The sequence below is a fragment of the Mesorhizobium bavaricum genome, assembly GCF_056781655.1.
In genome coordinates this window covers 2,423,076-2,439,698 of sequence record NZ_CM165566.1, presented here as the reverse complement: position 1 = coordinate 2,439,698, position 16,623 = coordinate 2,423,076, and the positions used below count along the sequence as shown (strand labels likewise).

Annotated in this window: 12 protein-coding genes and 2 pseudogenes; 8 read left to right on the top strand and 6 right to left on the bottom strand. The window is 63.0% G+C overall.

The window, feature by feature from the left end:
* The 5 genes and pseudogenes from AC1RZR_RS11860 to AC1RZR_RS11840 all read right to left on the bottom strand — a co-directional run bounded on the left by AC1RZR_RS11860 (position 1) and on the right by AC1RZR_RS11840 (position 7,883).
* Positions 1-4,431 (bottom strand): YadA-like family protein, encoded by a 4,431-nt coding sequence (locus tag AC1RZR_RS11860; protein WP_481829053.1) that lies wholly within the window; start codon positions 4,429-4,431, stop codon positions 1-3.
* A 111-nt stretch (positions 4,432-4,542) separates the two neighbouring features.
* Positions 4,543-4,758, bottom strand: a pseudogene (locus AC1RZR_RS11855) (hypothetical protein); the annotation flags it as partial.
* Between the two features lie 347 nt (positions 4,759-5,105).
* On the bottom strand, positions 5,106-5,525 hold the full coding sequence (locus tag AC1RZR_RS11850; protein ID WP_477277419.1) for a helix-turn-helix domain-containing protein: 420 nt from the start codon (positions 5,523-5,525) through the stop codon (positions 5,106-5,108).
* Positions 5,526-6,258: 733 nt separating this feature from the next.
* Positions 6,259-6,456, bottom strand: a complete 198-nt coding sequence (locus AC1RZR_RS11845; protein WP_477277421.1) for a hypothetical protein — start codon at positions 6,454-6,456, stop codon at positions 6,259-6,261.
* A gap of 389 nt (positions 6,457-6,845) precedes the next feature.
* A complete protein-coding gene (locus AC1RZR_RS11840) occupies positions 6,846-7,883 on the bottom strand; it encodes a LacI family DNA-binding transcriptional regulator (protein WP_477277423.1) in 1,038 nt (345 codons plus the stop codon).
* A gap of 272 nt (positions 7,884-8,155) precedes the next feature.
* On the opposite strand from AC1RZR_RS11840, the gene AC1RZR_RS11835 reads away from it, so the two are divergent.
* The 7 genes and pseudogenes from AC1RZR_RS11835 to AC1RZR_RS11805 all read left to right on the top strand — a co-directional run bounded on the left by AC1RZR_RS11835 (position 8,156) and on the right by AC1RZR_RS11805 (position 14,295).
* On the top strand, positions 8,156-9,163 hold the full coding sequence (locus tag AC1RZR_RS11835; protein ID WP_477277425.1) for a sterol desaturase family protein: 1,008 nt from the start codon (positions 8,156-8,158) through the stop codon (positions 9,161-9,163).
* A gap of 112 nt (positions 9,164-9,275) precedes the next feature.
* Positions 9,276-10,262 carry a sugar ABC transporter substrate-binding protein gene (locus tag AC1RZR_RS11830; protein ID WP_477277427.1) on the top strand — a complete coding sequence of 329 codons (987 nt, stop codon included), beginning with the start codon at positions 9,276-9,278 and terminating at the stop codon, positions 10,260-10,262.
* Positions 10,263-10,445: 183 nt separating this feature from the next.
* Entirely contained in the window at positions 10,446-11,450 is a 1,005-nt protein-coding gene (locus AC1RZR_RS11825) for an ABC transporter permease (protein WP_477278136.1), read from the top strand.
* Positions 11,447-12,271 carry an ATP-binding cassette domain-containing protein gene (locus AC1RZR_RS11820; protein WP_477277429.1) on the top strand — a complete coding sequence of 275 codons (825 nt, stop codon included), beginning with the start codon at positions 11,447-11,449 and terminating at the stop codon, positions 12,269-12,271. Before AC1RZR_RS11825 ends, AC1RZR_RS11820 begins: the two co-directional genes overlap by 4 nt.
* A gap of 114 nt (positions 12,272-12,385) precedes the next feature.
* Positions 12,386-12,697 (top strand): MocE family 2Fe-2S type ferredoxin, encoded by a 312-nt coding sequence (locus AC1RZR_RS11815; protein ID WP_378920784.1) that lies wholly within the window; start codon positions 12,386-12,388, stop codon positions 12,695-12,697.
* 1 nt (position 12,698) lies between these two features.
* Positions 12,699-13,474: pseudogene (locus tag AC1RZR_RS11810) on the top strand (TIM barrel protein).
* Positions 13,475-13,482: 8 nt separating this feature from the next.
* Positions 13,483-14,295 carry a 3-methyl-2-oxobutanoate hydroxymethyltransferase gene (locus AC1RZR_RS11805; RefSeq protein WP_477277433.1) on the top strand — a complete coding sequence of 271 codons (813 nt, stop codon included), beginning with the start codon at positions 13,483-13,485 and terminating at the stop codon, positions 14,293-14,295.
* 159 nt (positions 14,296-14,454) lie between these two features.
* On the opposite strand, the gene AC1RZR_RS11800 is transcribed toward AC1RZR_RS11805, so the two are convergent.
* Positions 14,455-15,378, bottom strand: coding sequence for a LysR family transcriptional regulator (locus AC1RZR_RS11800; RefSeq protein ID WP_481829052.1), 924 nt, complete (start codon positions 15,376-15,378; stop codon positions 14,455-14,457).
* Between the two features lie 157 nt (positions 15,379-15,535).
* Here AC1RZR_RS11800 and AC1RZR_RS11795 point away from each other — a divergent pair, with 157 nt between their 5' ends.
* Positions 15,536-16,417: an alpha/beta fold hydrolase gene (locus AC1RZR_RS11795; protein ID WP_477277435.1), complete on the top strand. Its 882-nt coding sequence runs from the start codon at positions 15,536-15,538 to the stop codon at positions 16,415-16,417.
* Positions 16,418-16,623: the final 206 nt, after the last annotated feature.

The following is a 16,623-nucleotide window of genomic DNA, read 5'->3' as shown; positions in this document are numbered from 1 at the left end:
TCAATTCAAGGTGAAGCTGAGGCCGGCGCCGACACCGACATGTCCACCCGCGGCCGTGCCGGACAGATTGCCGCGGATGCGGCCGTCTTCGCTGGTGTAGCCCGCGCCAAACGCGAAAGCGCCGGCATCCCGCCAGAAGCCGCCACCCGCCGCGACACTCAACTTTCCGGGACGGTCGTCGTAGCGCAGCGAGGCGGCGGCGAGCCCGATTGCGGCCGCTTGCCGCGCTTCGTCGCGTACGCCGCTGATGTCAGAATTGAGCTGGCTGAGCTTCTGGTCCGTGTAATCGTTGGCCTGCTGTAAGGTCGTGACGGCCACTTTGTCGGTGTAGTCGTTGGCCGTGTCGATAGCGTAGGCCACACGGTTGTCGGTATAGCTCTTGGTCTCGGTTATGCCCTGGTTCAACTGGTTGACGTTGACCGCATCGGTGCCGGCAACACCGGGTCCGACATTCGAGATGACCACCGGCGCGTTGACGTCTCCGCCCTGCAGCGTGATGCTGTTCTTTTTGCTGCCATCCGGATTGGTGTCGTAAACCGCGGCATTCTGGGTAAGGTTTCCGACGCCGTCTTTCAGATCCTCGATCGCCGTGTTCGTGGCGAAAAGCTGGGAACCGTTTATCGCGTCGGTGCTGCCGGCGGAAACGCGTCCGGCGGCGACATTCGTGATCGTCCTCTCGGCGCCGGCATCGCCGACGCTGACGGTTCCGACCGGAGCGGTCCCGGCATAGGCGTAGGTCTTGCCGTTGATGGTGGTGCTCGAGGTGCCGACCGCGGCCTGCGTCACCGAGCCGGAACCGAGAGCGACATCGTTGGCATTGTTGGCCTTGGCACCCTCGCCGAGCGCCACGGCGCCTTGCGCACTGGCCGCCGCACCATGCCCGGCGGCCAGGCTGTCGGTGCCACTGGCCACGCTCTCCGGCCCGATCGCGACGCTGTTGGCGCCGCTGGCGGCGGAGTCGGCGAGCGTCGAATTGGCGTGGAAATACTTGATGCCGCCGCCATTGCTGATGTTGGTCAGGGCATTGTCGACGGCCGTGAAACCGTCAGAGACGGTCGAGTAATTGTTGCCCTGGATGGTGTAGGTCGGCCCGGTGATCGAGCCGTCCGGATTGATCGTTGTGCTGCCTCCGAACAGATTGGCAACGTTCTGCGACACGCCGCGAAGCTGAGAGACGTTGACGGCGTCGGTATCGGCCGAGCCGGCGGCGACATTGGTCAGCTTGCGTTCGGCGCCGACGGCGCCGACCGACACCTCGCCGGCCGAGGTTTGCGGGCCTGCCAGCGCATAGGCCGTGTAATTCGCCTGCGCGCCGACAGTTGTGACCGATTGGGCGCCCAGCGCGACGCTGTTGGCGAAGGTGCTTTGGGCGCCGGCGCCGAGCGCCACCGACTGGATACCGGAGGCGGTCGAATTGGTGCCGAGCGCCAGGCCGTCGGCCAGCATCACATGGGCGTTCTGGCCGATGGCCGTGCCACCGGCTGCGGTCTGGTCGACGATCGCGCCATTGCCGATGCCGACGCCATTGTCACCGTTGACGACCGTCGTCGGACCGACAGCGACCGACTCGGCCCCGACCGCGAGCGAGTCGCCAGCCGCCGAATTGGCATGGAAGTATTTCGTCGAGGTGACCGAGACCGCCGCGATCGCGCCCTGCAACTGACGGATCGTCACGGCATCCTGAGCCTGGGTGCCGTCGGCCACGTTGGTGATCTGCCGATAGGCGGTGGAAGTGCCGACCGACACGGCGCCAAGCAAAGTCTTGTCGGTCGTATTGTATTGGATGAAGTTGGAGGGACCGGCGGCAATCTGGCCCGTGGCCGGAGCCAGGGCGCGATCGGAGACCGAACTGGACCCAAGCGCCACGCCGCCGTCAATGCTGGCCTGGCTGTCGCGGCCGAGCGCGAGCCCGCTGACGCCTGTCGCGGTCGCCTGGTAACCGACGGCCGTCGAGCCAACGCCTTGAGCGAAGGAATCGGTCTGCGCCAGTCCGGCCTCGTTGGTGCGGGCGTAGCGGATGCCGACGCCATTGGCGTCGGTATAGGCGGTCGAGGTGTCGCCGGCGATGTTGTTGATCGTGTCGCCGAGATCGGTCACCGAGCCGCCGATGTTGGCAATCGCCGTGGTGTTGGCCGTGACCTGCTGGTTGGTGGCAAAAAGCTGCGAGCCGTTGACCGCATCGGTCGAGCTTCCGTTCAACTGTCCGGCCGCGACATTCTGGACCTGGCGTTCGGCGCCCAGCGAGCCAACCGAGAACGCGCCGGCCGGCGTGGTGCCGGCGAAGGCATAGTTGACGCCTCCGATCGTTGTTCCACCGACGGCGGTCGTTGCGCCCGACGTCGAATTCAACCCAATCGCCACGTCGCCAGCATTGTTGGCCACGGCATTTGGCCCAACCGCGACGGAATCCGTTCCAAGGGCCAGGGAATCCGGCAAGGTCGAGTTGGCGTGGAAATATTTGATGCCACCGCCGACATTGATGTTGTTGACGACGGCGCCGATGGCGTCGACTGCCTGGTTGGTGGCGAAGAGCTGTGAGCCGTTGACCGCGTCGGTCGACAGCGCGCTGATCCGCCCCGCCGCCAAGTTGGTGAGCGTGCGCTCCGCACCGGGCGCGCCGATGCTGACCGTCGAGGTCGGGGTGGTGCCCTGGAAGGCGTAAGTCGTGCCGTTGATCACAGCGCTGGGCGTGCCGACCGCCACGGCGGTCACCGAGCCCGAGCCGAGCGCCACGTCGCCTGAGCTCGCCGCCGCGGTCGCGCCATTGCCGAACGCGACATTGCCCGCAAGGCCGGCAGCGCCCGCGGTCGAGCCGTTGCCCAGCGCCACGGAGCCTTGCCCGATGGCCTTGTTGCTGTTGCCGATGGCGACGGCACCAGCGGCCTGGTTGGCGGCGGTGGCAGTCGCCGTGCCGTCGCTGTTGGCGATGTTGTTGGCGCCGCCGGTGAAGGCGCCGGTGCCACTGGCATAGCTCGGATCGCCGATGGCCACCGCGCCGTCGCCGTAGGCGGTGTTGCCGGCGCCAATGGCCACGGACTTGCCGCCATCGGCAGTCGCGCCCGTACCGATAGCGACGGAGTCGGCGGAGAGCGCAGCGGACTGTAGACCGACCGCGATGGCGTTGGTTGCCGTCGCCTGGCTGTCGCGCCCCATTGCAATGGCGTCGTCCTCAGATGCCGTCACGTCCGTGCCGATGCCGATGGCGTTGTCTCCACTGGCGCTCGTTGCAAAAGTGCTTGAGCCGACATAGACGGCGCCTATCCCGGACGCCCTCGTCCCAGCGCCGAGAGAGATGGAGTTCAGGGCGCTGCTTTGGGCGCCGCGGCCGAGCGCGGTACTGTTGAGTCCGGTGGCGCGGGATTCACGTCCGACGGCAGTGGAATTGTCGGCGCTGGCAACGGTGCCGATGCCGAGAGCAGTGCTGGCGCTTCCGCCGGCGTTGGCGCTGACGCCGGCGGCGAGAGAATTGTCTCCTATCGCGTTCGCTCCGGACCCGAACGAGGAGGCGTTTGCGCCGCTGGCAACGGCCGTGTTGCCAACCGCTGTGCTGGCGGTGCCACTTGCCTTTGAGGTAGTACCCATGGCGATGGCGTCTTGCGCGCTCGCATTGGCTTGCTTGCCGACCGCCGTGCTGTTTGTCGCGCTCGCAGTAGCGCCCAATCCCAGCGCGCTCGCGCTTGCGGCGGTCGCTATGGCGTTGTTGCCGAGTGCGGTAGCGGAGACATCCGTAGCCTGGGCTCCAGAGCCGGCCGCGACCGAGCCGATACCGCTCGACACAGCCGAATTGCCGAGCGCCAGCGCGAATTGGCCCGAGGCCGTAGCGACGTTGCCAAGCGCCGCCGAGTTTGCCGCCGATGCATTTGCCTGGGGACCAACGGCGACAGCATTGGTGCCGGCGGCCTGGGCTTGGAAGCCTACAGCAGCCGAACTGGCGCCGCCGGCCGAGGTACCGATGCCGAGCGCGGTGCTGCCGACCCCGCCGGCGTTGGCGCTGACGCCGGCCGCGAGAGAATTGTCCCCTATCGCATTCGCTCCAGTCCCGAATGAGGAGGCGTTTATGCCGCTGGCAACGGCCTCACGTCCTACAGCAGTGGAATTGGCTCCGCTGGCCTTGGTCCCCCAGCCTGCGGCTGTCGCATAATTGTTGCTGGCCGCAGAGCTGGTGCCGAGGGCAGTGGAGTTCCCTCCCGAAGCAACGGAGAAAGTGCCCAAGGCGTTGGCGCCGGCCCCGGTGGCACTGGCCTGAACGCCGAGCGCGACCGAATTGACGCCGCTTGATATCGTGCCTTGGCCCAACGCCATCGCGCCGCCAGTGCCCGTGGCCTGCGCGTTCAGGCCCAGAGCCACCGAGTATTGTGCCGACGCAACGGATGAACGTCCTATCCCGATGGCGTCGGCCTGAGAGGCTGTAACATCCGTGCCGATGCCGATGGCGCTTGTGGCAGTGGCACCTGTTCCAGCGGCGGTGCGCGCGCCAAGATAGACGGAATTGATCTGGGTCGCGAGCGACTGGAAGCCGATTGCGACGGCATTCTGGCTGCCCGCATTGGCATTGGTGCCTTGGGCGATGGAATCAGCTCCGTTTTGCACCGCTCCAGATCCAATCGCGATACCACGCACCCCGTTCGCCGTCCCGCCGCCGCCGACAAACTGTGCTAATGCCGGCGTGGCGACGCCCGCGAAAGCGATCGCACCCAGCGCCGCCGCCAGAATCCTGCCATTGCCGAGCGCACCAAGCCCATGTCCCTTGCGGCGCATGCCGAGCACGCGATGAGCCATGCGCAGCACCGCCATCAGGCGACGACGAACCGAGCGGGAGCCATGATCGGCACCCGCGATCCAGTGCCCGGCGAAATGCGCCGCACGACGCTGAACAAACGAGCCGCTCGAAATCTGATTGTCGGTCATGGTTCCCTCTCCGCTGGCCGGCATGAAATCGTCAGACAATTCCAGTCCACGGCAGGAAGACATGATTCCTGCACGTAGTATTTCACGAAATTGCTGCCGCGAGAGAAAAAAGCGAAGCAAACTGACGCAGGTTAACGGCTCGTTACCTTAGCCAACGCTTTAACACCAAGTAATCAAATAATGCCGCAACCGGCTTCTCATCTAATCTTCGAGTTAAGCTTGCTCGCTCTCGCCTGCGATGGCGTCACCTGGCGGTATTTTTTCATCACCGTGGTAAAATGGCTCTGGCTTGAAAAGCCGGCCAAATGGGCGATTTCCGCGATCGTCATGCGGCTGTCGGCAAGCAGTCTTTCGGCGAAGTCGAGCCGCAGATCGAGAACGTATTGATGTGGCGGCGCCCCGAACGTCTTGGAGAAAGCCCGCACGAAATGATAGGGCGACAGCCCGCACACAGCAGCCATCTCGCCAAGCACCAGCTTGCGCGAAAAGTTCTCGTTCAGGAATTCCTGCACCTTGCGTGCACTGCGGACGGAAAGCCCACCTTTTACGTTGAGCTGCGGCTGTCGCGCTGTCTCTGTCCCGGAAATCCATCTTGCGGGATCATCATCGCGCCGCATGTCTCGGCCTCCTGATACCTCCCCGATGGACATCAACCTGAGGGTACATTCTCAGTTCCCTCAAGCAAACAATTCGTGATTGATCGAACTGACGAGCAGCTTTCCGCCAGGTCGATTCGCAGATTGATCAGATAACGATGCGGCGGCATCCTGAATGTCCTGGCGAACCTTGCTATGAAATGATTGGGGTGAAACTTCCGCGACCGACGCGAGTTCGGCGACCAGTATCTTTCGAAGGAAATTCGGGCGGCAGCTCTTCTGGGACCAGCACTTTCGGGAATGATGTCCAAGACGTATCGAGCTGTACGCTCTTGATCGACGATCCGGGAAACGCCGCTTTCCCGAGCCTCGTCCGCATTTTTCATTTGCGTCGCCTCAGCCGCCTTGCCGCCGCTTGAAATCCCCCTTGGCCAACCCGAAATCAACCTAACGCACAGGCCTTGGATAGGGAAGAACACCCACGCGCAAGGAAAAATCTTTGTTCGAGATAAAAAAGAAAAAAATGGCCGACGAAGGACGTTTCAAGAACAACTTTTCCACCGACGGCGAGGTATCCCATCAATGCGTTTTTGTTTCATCGGCCATAGTATGAATTGGCCACGCATTTCGGCTCAGTGCTAACGCTCATATGAAGGGCGCATCTGGCCCGGGCGGGCCTGAATCTGGTTTTTGCCGCCGGGATCGGCAGCCATGCAATGACGCGGCACAGAGCCAGCCGGTTCACCGCGGATTGCTAGGAATCACCGCGACGCCTCTCGTACAGATCCCATGCAAGTTCAACAAAGCCCAGCAGTACATCCTCCTCGCTCCACCCGGCCGCGACCGCCGCCTGGACGATTTCACGGAGGATAGGTAGCAACTGGCGCTGACATTCGGCCGACATGTCGACGGCGTCACCCACAGGAGGCCCATCGAAGTTGAATTTCACCATCCGGCGCTCCCCTCGCCATCAGTCGAAGTGTTATATCGTTAAATTCATTTCGCCTGATATACAATGGTTCCGGAACCAAGCACAGGAAGCCTTGAAGGACCGAAGCGGGACAGGATGACGCCAGATCACGCCGTCTCTATGCTTCGCCAAGGGTCAGGGTGGGCCATTGTACATGAATTCCCTCGGGGTTCGACCATAGCCCCAGGAATTTGGAATTCTTCAGCTGAGCCGCGTGCCGCCGATAATGGAGGAAGAATACCTCTTCGATTGTTGCGATATAGCGGCCTCGCTCCGCTTCCCACAGTCCCTTGGCTTCGTTCGGATCGGCCTTCTCCTTCTCCGGAGCAACTCGTACTTGCCGCATGCCAGCCGTTGCGCGGCGCTGCGACCTAGATGTTCTCGCGGGTGTAGATCTCGAAGGGCAGGATCGTGGTGAAGTTGCCCCCCTCGTTCGGGGCCGACACGGCGCGGACCATGCCAGCCAGAGCCTCCTGCGCGATGCGGGCGAGCGGGTGTGAAATGACAAAGGTCAGCGTTCCGTCGAGCAGCGCCGGGCGGGTCGAATCCATAAGCTCATAGCCGACGACGACGAGGCTGCCGGCTCGCCCGGTGGAGCGCAGTGCCGCAATGGCGCCAGTGATGCCGCCGCCGGCGACATAGAGGCCGGACAGATCCGGATTTTCGTTCAGCAGCTTTTCTGTCATCTCCTGCGCGATGGCGCTCGATTCGAAGGTCAGCAGCGGCTCCAGCAGCGTGAAGCCAGGCGCATGCTCGCGGAAATAGGAGCGAAAACCGCTTTCGTTCATTTCCTGGCAGCGGTAGCGATGATTGCCGACGAGGATGCCGAGCTTGCCGGGCGCCCGGCAGACATGTTCGAACACCCAGGCCGCGGTGCGCCCGACTTTCCAGTTGTCGAGCCCGATATAGCGCACGTGCCCCGTCGCCGAAATCTGCGAGATCAGCGCAAACACCGGCACGTTGCGGGCATTGAGTGTATCGACCGCTTGCGTCACGAGCGGATGGACCGCGGCGACGACGCCGACGGCGTCGCATTCGGCGCCCAAGGCCAGCATGCGCGAGGCGACGTTCTGCGGCGACAGATCGTCGAGAAACTCGGTGCGCAGGTCTATCTCGCAGTCAGGCATCGTCGGCGCCACCGCACGTATCGCCTCGGCAATGTTGCGGTAGAAGGCGCGGCCGGGCTGATGCAGCAGGAAGCCGAACCGGTAGCGCGGCCGGGCGGCCGCTATGCGGCTGCGCAGCGCGCCCATGCCGTAGAAACCGATCTGTTCCGCCGCCAGCCTGACACGCTCGCGTGTGCTCTGGCGCACGGCACCAGAGCCGCTCAGCACCCGGTTGACGGTGGCCACCGAGACATTTGCCTCGGCGGCTACATCCTTGATCGTCGGCCGCTTGTCCTGATCCATTTCGTCTCATCAGCCTGTAGCAATTGATACGAAGATATCATTCGCCGGGCAATCCTGAGACGAATGATACAATCCATTTGGAACAAACATTCTATTCTTGATTCATTTTGGATCAAGATGTTTATCTCGGGGCAGAAGCAAAGAAGGCGCAAGCACCGCCGGCCCAGGATAGAAGCAGCACAGCGCAGACAAGGTTCTGACCCTCCGTCCAACGGCGGTGTGAGGCAGCGTGCGCGTGCGGGCCATCCCAGGCACTGCGGGTGGAGGATTGCATGGACGATCTCAAATACGGCGTGCGCGACAAGCGGGGCGACTGGAAGCCGAACGGACGCATCGAGGCCGTGCCGTTCTGGAACTGGCCACCCAAGCTGCCGAAGATCCTGGCGTGGCTGCCCGGCTATATCTGGCCTTGGAACGCCTTCCACATGGCCACGGCGCTTGTCTACTGGTTCTATATCGTCCCCAGCGTTGAGACGATGAAGACCATCAGCTGGGGCTGGGCGCTGTGGCTCTACGCGGTCAACGCAGCGGCGATCCTGGTCTTCTACGGCATCTTCGAGCTGCGCTATTACATCAGGCGCGTCCAGGCGACGCGGTTCAAATACAACCACAAATTCCCCGGCGATGCGCCGTCGGATGTCTTCTGGTTCCAGAGTCAGAACCTCGACAATTTCCTACGTTCCTTCTTCATCACCATCCCGTTGTGGACCGTGGTCGAAGTCATTTTCCTGTGGTGCTTTGCCAAGGGCTATGTGCCGTGGGTCGGCTGGCAGGATCACCCGGTCTATCTCGCGGCACTGGTGCTGATCGCGCCGGCCATCCACGAGGTGCATTTCTTCTTCATCCACCGCCTGATCCACTGGGGGCCGCTCTATCGCTGGATCCACTCGGTCCACCACAACTCGATCAATCCCTCGCCGTGGTCGTCGCTGTCGATGCATCCGGTGGAAGGGTTCCTCTATCACGCGGTCGCCTTCTGGCACCTGGTCATCCCGTCCAATCCGATCGTCGCGTTGTTCCAGCTGCATGTCGCCAGCTTCGGCGCCGTCAATGGTCATCTCGGCTTCGACAAGCTGGAAGTGACCGAGGACAAGGCCGTCGATAGCCACGCCTACGCCCACTACCTGCACCACAAATATTTCGAGGTGAACTACGGTGGCGACGGGCTGATCCCGCTCGATAAGTGGTTCGGCACCTTGCACGACGGCACCAGAGAGGGCGACGCCCTGATGGATGCCCGGTTTCAGAAAAAGAAAGAACGCATGAACGCCAGGGCGTAATCCCGGCAAGCCATCGATCACGTGACACAGCGCGCAACCGGGAGAGAGGCGCGCAGGAGAGGTCAAAGTTTTTCTAAACCCGTCTGAAGACGGCAAATGGGAGGAGACGAAAATGAAGCGTATCACAAAACTCTTGGCGGCGATCATGCTCGCGGGCGTGGCGGCGACGTCAGCCACATCGGCAATGGCCGAGTCGAAAGGGGCAAAGATCTTCGTCATCGGCGGCAAGGCGGACGACCCGTTCTGGTCGAAGGTCAAGAAAGGCGCCGACGATGCCGGCAAGGTCGCCGAACTGACCGGCGGCTCGGTCACCTGGCTCGGTCCGCAGAACTACGACAATCTCGGCCCCGACGCGGCCAAGCTGATCCGCACCGCGCTCAGCCAGAATCCCAGCGCCATCGTCGGTCCCGACTGGGTGCCCGAGGCCATGGATGACGCGTTCAAGGAAGTCGTCGCTGCCGGCGTGCCGCTCATCATCTACAATTCCGGCGGCATGGATGCAGCCAAGCGGCTGGGCGCCATGAACTATGTCGGTAACGAAGAATACGCCGCGGGTCTTGGTGGCGGCGCCTATTTCGGCAACCATGGCGCCAAGAACGTGCTGTGCGTCAACACCTTGCCGGGCTCCACCAACACGGAAGACCGCTGCAAGGGCATAGCCGATGCCATCGTCAAGAGCGGCGGCAAATCCACCCAGCTGCCGCTGCCTTCATCCAGCTTCGGCAACCCGACTGCGGTCGCCGAGGCGATCAAGGCCGCCGTGCTGAAAGACAACACCCTCGACGGCCTGATCACCATCAGCGCCGGCGACGCCAACAGTGCGGCCAATGCGATCAGCCAGGCCAATGTCGGCGAAAAGGTCAAGCTCGCTTCGTTCGACATGGACGAAACCGGCCTGCAGCGCATCAAGGACGGCACGCAGTTGTTCTCGATCGACCAGCAGCCTTACCTGCAGGGCTATCTTGCGGTGTCTCTGCTCAACGGCTTCGTCAACTATGGGCTCGACCTCCCGACGAAACCGGTGCTGACCGGACCGGGCATTGTCGACGCCGCCAATGTCGACGCGACAATGGGGGGCGCGGCGGCCGGCGCCCGCTAGCGCGCCAATCGCTGCGTGTCTGGCCCGAGGATGCATCCGAGGGCCGGACATCGCCGGCCGGCTCGCCCCAACGTAGTCCGCGCCAGGCTCTCCATTGCTCAAGCCAGGGACACTTCGATGACATCCCAAGCCCATGACCAACCCGCCGTGGTAGCGACTGCGCCACCCGCCCCGCATTCTTCGATGCCCTCGATCGGCAGCCTCGTACGGCGCCCCGAGGTCGGCTCGCTGATCGGCATGATCGCCGTGCTGGTCTTCTTCTCGGTCTTCGGCGGCGCCAATTTCATGTCGGCCGGCGGCGCCGCCAGCTGGCTCAACGTCGCCTCGGAACTCGGCATCATCGCACTCCCGGTCGGGCTGCTGATGATCGCCGGACATCTCGATCTCTCCGTCGGCTCGATGATCCCCGCCAGCTCGATGACCATTGCCATCATATCGGGCCACTACGATCTGCCGATCATCGTCGGCATCCTCGCGGCGCTCGGTCTTGGCCTCGCCGTCGGCTTCATCAACGGCGTTCTGGTGATCCGCACCAAAGTGCCGTCCTTCGTCGTCACCCTGGCAACGCTGTTCGCGCTGGCCGGCCTCACGCTCGGCCTTTCGATCATCCTGTCCGGCAGCACCAGTGTCGCGCTGAAGAGCGGACCGATCGCCAAGCTTGTGTTTGGCGACTATCTCGGCGGCAAATTCCAGGTGACCCTGTTCTGGTGGATCGCCATCGTCCTGATCGTCGGTTTCATCCTGAATTTTTCGCGCTTCGGCAATTGGATCCTGGCCATGGGCGGTGACGCGGTCAGCGCCCGCAATGCCGGCATCCCGACGGACCGGGTCACCATCGCCCTGTTCATGAGCAGCGGCCTGTGCGCAGCCTTCGTCGGCATGTCGCAGGCCATCCTCTACAACAGCGCCCAGGTGGCCGCCGGGCAGTCGTTCATCTTCAACTCGATCATCGCGGTGGTCATTGGCGGCGTGCTGCTCACCGGTGGTTACGGTTCGGTGGTCGGCATCGTTTTGGGCACGCTGACCTTCTCCATCGTCAACCAGGGCATTTTCTACACCGGCTTCGACGCCAACTGGGCGAGCCTGATCATCGGCGTCCTGCTGCTCGCCGCCGTGCTGATGAACAACACTTTCCGCAACATGGCGTTGACCTACGCGCCGCGCAGCAAATCGAGGGTCCGCTCATGACCACGCCCTTGCTCAGACTGGCCGGAATCAACAAGTCGTTCGGACCGATCGACGTGCTCCACGACATTTCGCTGGAGGTAAACGGAGGCGAGGTGTTGTGCCTGCTCGGCGACAATGGTGCCGGCAAGTCGACGCTGATCAAGATCCTTTCCGGCGTCCACAAACCGACGTCGGGCAGGATGGAAATGGATGGCAAATCAGTCGAATTCGGCAGCCCGCGCGACGCCAGCGACCATGGCATCGCGACAGTCCACCAATTCGGCGGGACGTTCCCACTGATGAGCATCGGCCGCTCCTTCTTCGTCGGCGCCGAGCCGACACGCCGCTGGGGGCCACTCACCATCTACGACCGCAAGCGAGCCAACGAGATCGCCGTCACCGAGATGCGCCAGCTCGGCATCACCCGCATCGACGACGGCGATCGCCTGGTTGGTGGATTGTCCGGAGGTGAGCGTCAGGCGCTGGCCATCGCGCGCGCCGTCCACTTCGGCGCCAGTGTGCTAATCCTCGACGAGCCGACCGCGGCCCTTGGCGTCAAGGAGGCGGCGCATGTCCTGCGCATCGTCCTGCAAGCGCGCCGCAAGGGCATCGCGGTCATCTTCATCACCCACAATGTCGTCCATGCGCTGACCGTCGGCGACCACTTCGCCGTCCTCATCAGAGGCTCCAAGGCCGCCGACTTCCGCAAGGGTGAGAAAAGCCGCGAGGCGATCACCGACCTGATGGCAGGCGGCGAGCAGATGGCCGAACTCGAAGCCGAGATCGAGAGCTTCTCGGCGAGTGACGACAGGCCTGCGCCGCACGACGCGGGCCATGCATGAACCCAGTGAAGACGCCCATCTCCTCCTCCCGGGCATCTTCCTGTGCGGCCGGCGGAACGCGTGGTTCCGCCGGCTGTCTTTTCGACCAACCGAAGAACAGAGTGCAGGGCGACGATGGCAAAGTGGATTGATGCGTGTGCGACCGATGATATCGAGGAAGAGGACCTTATCCGCTTCGATCACGAGGGCCGGACATTCGCTATCTACCGCAGCCCCGATGATGCGTTCTTCTGTACCGACGGCCTGTGCACGCATGAGAAGGTGCATCTGAGCGACGGGCTGGTTATGGAGTACAGGATCGAATGCCCGAAGCATAACGGCGTGTTCGATTACCGGACCGGCGAAGCGCTGCGCGCACCGGTTTGCGTGAACCTTAAAACCTACAACACGAAGGTCGAGGACGGCCGCGTGTACATCGAGGTCTGACATGTCCGATACCTTCACCCTTGCGGCTTGCGCCGAGATGCTCTGGCGCGACCGGCCGATGGAATGGCGCGTGCGGCGCCTCACGGAAATGGGCTTCCAGGTTGGCCTCTGGAACTGGCCCGATCACGACCTCGCAATGCTCGAGAAATCCGGCGCGACCTTCTCGATCATGAACGGCTATTTGCGCGGCCGTCTCTCCGATGACGAGGGCGCCGTCGAATTGCTCAAGACGGCCAAGGAGACGGCGGCGGTCGGCAAGCGCCTCGGCGTCGCGCGGCTCAACCTGCACGGTACTGGGCTTGGCGATGGCGGCCTGCCGGTTACACCTTGCGAGACCGTCACCGGCGCCATGTGGCTCAAGGCGCGCGACACGCTGGACCGCATCGCGGACCTCGCCGAGGCGCAAAGCGTGACCTTCACGCTGGAGAATTTGAACCTTCCCGTCGACCATCCGGGCGTGCCGTTTGGGCGCGCCGAGGACACGCTTGCGCTCGTGTCGAGCGTCAACCGGCCCGGCCTGCGCCTCAATCTCGACCTCTACCATGCGCAGATCGGTGAAGGGAATCTGATCGCCGCGCCTGCCTGCCGTGGATCGGCGAGGTCCAGGTGGCCGATGTGCCGGGCCGCATGGAGCCTGGCACGGGCGAGATCAACTATCGCGGCATCGCCCGTGCGCTGAAGGATATGGGCTACCGCGGGCCGGTGGGCATGGAGGCGTTTGCCTCCGGAGATCCCGAGGCAGCACTGCAGGCCTTCCGCGAAGCTTTCACCGTCTGAGGAACGAAATGGTCACCAAGAACAGCCGTCCCACCGTCGCCGACATCCGCGCCATGAAGGGCCGCGGACAAAAGATTTCCATGCTTTACGTCACCTCTCTCGAAGAGGCGGCGGCAGCGGATGCAGCCGGCGTCGACATGCTTTCGATCGAGGGTCGCTTCTTCTCGCCCGAGATGCGCGAGGCGGCCGGCCGCTGCTTCGTGCAGGTTGGACTGCCTTACGGCCCCGCCGGCAATCTGGTCACCTCGAAGGATTATCTGAAAACCGCCTACCACTTCATGCGCATCGGCGGCGACTGCTTCTACTGTGCCGCCTCGCTCGATATCCAGAAGGCGCTCTGCGACAATGCCGTGCCGGTCGTCGCCCATGTCGGCCTGATCCCCTCGCAATGCACCTGGACCGGCGGCTTCAAGGCCGTCGGCAGGACGGCCGAAAGCGCGCGTGCGGTGTGGGATCACGTCAAGCGGCTGGAGGCTATCGGCTGCTTCGGCGCCGAGTTGGAGGTGGTGCCGGACCGGGTTGCCGAACTGATCACCCGCAATACGCCCTTGATCATGCTCGGCATGGGCGCCGGGCCGCATGCCGACGCGCAGTATCTTTTCAGCGAGGACGTGCTCGGCCACACCGCCGGCCACAGGCCACGCCACGCCAAGACCTACCGCAACTTCGCCGCCGAATATGAACGGCTGCAGCGCGAGCGCATCGCCGCCTATCGCGAGTTCATATCCGACGTGCAGACTGGCGCCTACCCAGAGCCGCAGCACGTGGTTCCCGTCACCGACGGGGAGCTTTCTGCTTTCAAGGTTGCCCTTGGCCTCTAATGATTTGCCTGGAGGCAGGCAGCCCGCTCAATGCTGGGGCATGATCGGCTGCATTGCCTTCTGCAACCGCTCGCCGGATAGTCCCGGCAATGTTCGAAACTCTGGCGACTCATGCCCCACATCGTCGCGATCATCTCAGCGCAAAGATGGAGCGGATAGTCATCCGTCCTTCGGGCTGCAATCACGCAAATCCCAGTAGGGCGGATCACCGATTGCACTGATCAGACATGCCGCGAACGCCTTGAGCTTGGCCGATGGAGGTGGCCCTTCAGGATACGCGATGTAGATAAATTCGCCTTCGGCCTCGACGCCGATATCGATGATCTTGAGTTCACCGGTTCTGACGGCCGCTCCGACGATGAATGTGGGCAGCAAGGCTATCCCGAGACCCGCGATCGCAGCCTCACGCATGATGTCGCCATTGTTGACGAGCAGCCCGATTCGACCCCGGACGATCGCCGCGCCGTCCGGGCTTGGAAAACGCCAGTCGGCGACCCCCCGATTGGTGTAGAAAATGCCCCGGTGTCCGGCGAGATCAGCCATCGACGCAGGCGCACCATTCCGGGCGAGGTACTCGGAAGACGCAACGAGCACGCGTCTGCTCGCCGAGAGGCGCCATGCTATCAGCCTCGAATCCTGTATCGCACCATGCCGCACAACCGCATCGTACCCATCGGCAGCAGCATCGGCGCGCCGGTCGTCGAGATCGAGCGTCAGTTCGATCCCCGGATGACGCGCCAGAAATGGGTAAAGCGCCGGTCCGAGATCCATGCGTCCAAATGTGACTGGCGCGGAGATGCGCAGCGGCCCGACCAGTTCGCCACGTCGTTCCGCCATGTCGGCGCCGGCGTCCTCCACTTCCCTGACGATGCGCCGCGCTCGTGCGAGGAAGGCTACCCCATCCTCCGTCAGGGTAAGTCTGCGCGTCGTACGATGCAGCAGGGTCGCGCTCAGGCTTCTTTCGAGTTCAGCCAAACGTTCGCTCACCACCGACTTGGACAATCGTTGACGCCGCGCGGCTTCGCTGATCGAACCGGCTTCCACCACGGTCACGAACGTGCTGATGCCCTCAAGCTTCATGATTGTCCGTATTTTCCGAAATCGAGTTCCCGAATTATACGGCTAATCAGAACGAAAATCCTGCGCCATAGTCAATCATGCCCAATGTGAAAATGACGGCCACGCGGCCGCGGCAAATTGGCGGAGGTGAGATGTCAGGTTCCTGCTCGGCCTGTTTGGCATGCTTGTGATTTCACTTCCTGCCGCGGCGCAGGTTCAATCGCTGCCCCCCGGTTTCCAGACGCAAGAGATCAAGTCCGATGATGTGACATTGTATGTCCGTGTGGGCGGACAGGGCCCGGCGGTGGTCCTGATCCATGGTTTCGGCGACACTGGTGACATGTGGGTGCCGCTGGCCGCCGAACTGGCCCGCGATCACCGGGTCGTCATCCCTGATCTGCGCGGCATGGGCCTGTCGTCCCATCCAACCGATGGCTACGACAAGCGTACACAGGCGGCCGACATCCGCGCGATCCTGGCCGCGCTTGGAATCGATCGCGCCGTCATCGTCGGCCACGACATTGGAACGATGGTCGCCTATGCCTATGCGGCGCGTTATCCCGACAAGACAGAGAAACTGGTGGTGATGGACGCCCCGGTTCCCGGCATCCCACCCTGGGATGAAATCGTGCGCTGGCCCGCACTTTGGCATTTCGACTTTGGCGGCCCGGATGCCGAGCGGCTGGTGGCGGAACGCGAACGCATCTATCTTGATCGCTTCTGGAATGAATTCGCTGCCGATCCATCCAGGATCAACGAAGCAACACGCGAACACTACACCAAGTTCTACGCCTTGCCGGGCGCGATGCGCTCAGCCTTCGCGCAGTTCCGCTCTATCCGCCAAGACGCCGAAGACAACAAGGCATCGATGGTGATGAAACTCGGTATGCCAGTGCTGGCGATCGGCGGCGAAAAATCCTTTGGAGCATATGAGGCGATCGTCATGCGGAATGCCGCGACCGACGTGACCGAAGTCGTGATACCCAACGCGGGACATTGGCTCATGGATGAGCAGCCGGAGGCCACGATCGCAGCCGTTAGGACATTTCTCGACCGGAAGTGAGGCGCACAAGTCTTCCACCGGCGAGGGTTCCTTGGCTTAATATTCAATCATATCGCCCTGCCGGACAAAGGATTCCGAAGCAGTGAGAAGCAGATGGAGATGCCAGCCTGCTGTTCCGTGCTGAGATGATTCGGCCGATGCCTCGGCTGCGACACCCCGCATAACGGTTGCAGACGCTCGCCCGGTAGCGCCCGTCGGTGGCTTCG

Excerpts from the sequence above, each read along its gene's own strand:
- AC1RZR_RS11850 (WP_477277419.1), bottom strand. The coding sequence starts at position 5,525 with ATGCGGCGCGATGATGATCCCGCAAGATGGATTTCCGGGACAGAGACA.
- AC1RZR_RS11845 (WP_477277421.1), bottom strand. The coding sequence starts at position 6,456 with ATGGTGAAATTCAACTTCGATGGGCCTCCTGTGGGTGACGCCGTCGAC.
- AC1RZR_RS11840 (WP_477277423.1), bottom strand. The coding sequence starts at position 7,883 with ATGGATCAGGACAAGCGGCCGACGATCAAGGATGTAGCCGCCGAGGCA.
- AC1RZR_RS11835 (WP_477277425.1), top strand. The coding sequence starts at position 8,156 with ATGGACGATCTCAAATACGGCGTGCGCGACAAGCGGGGCGACTGGAAG.
- AC1RZR_RS11830 (WP_477277427.1), top strand. The coding sequence starts at position 9,276 with ATGAAGCGTATCACAAAACTCTTGGCGGCGATCATGCTCGCGGGCGTG.
- AC1RZR_RS11825 (WP_477278136.1), top strand. The coding sequence starts at position 10,446 with ATGCCCTCGATCGGCAGCCTCGTACGGCGCCCCGAGGTCGGCTCGCTG.
- AC1RZR_RS11820 (WP_477277429.1), top strand. The coding sequence starts at position 11,447 with ATGACCACGCCCTTGCTCAGACTGGCCGGAATCAACAAGTCGTTCGGA.
- AC1RZR_RS11815 (WP_378920784.1), top strand. The coding sequence starts at position 12,386 with ATGGCAAAGTGGATTGATGCGTGTGCGACCGATGATATCGAGGAAGAG.
- AC1RZR_RS11805 (WP_477277433.1), top strand. The coding sequence starts at position 13,483 with ATGGTCACCAAGAACAGCCGTCCCACCGTCGCCGACATCCGCGCCATG.
- AC1RZR_RS11795 (WP_477277435.1), top strand. The coding sequence starts at position 15,536 with ATGCTTGTGATTTCACTTCCTGCCGCGGCGCAGGTTCAATCGCTGCCC.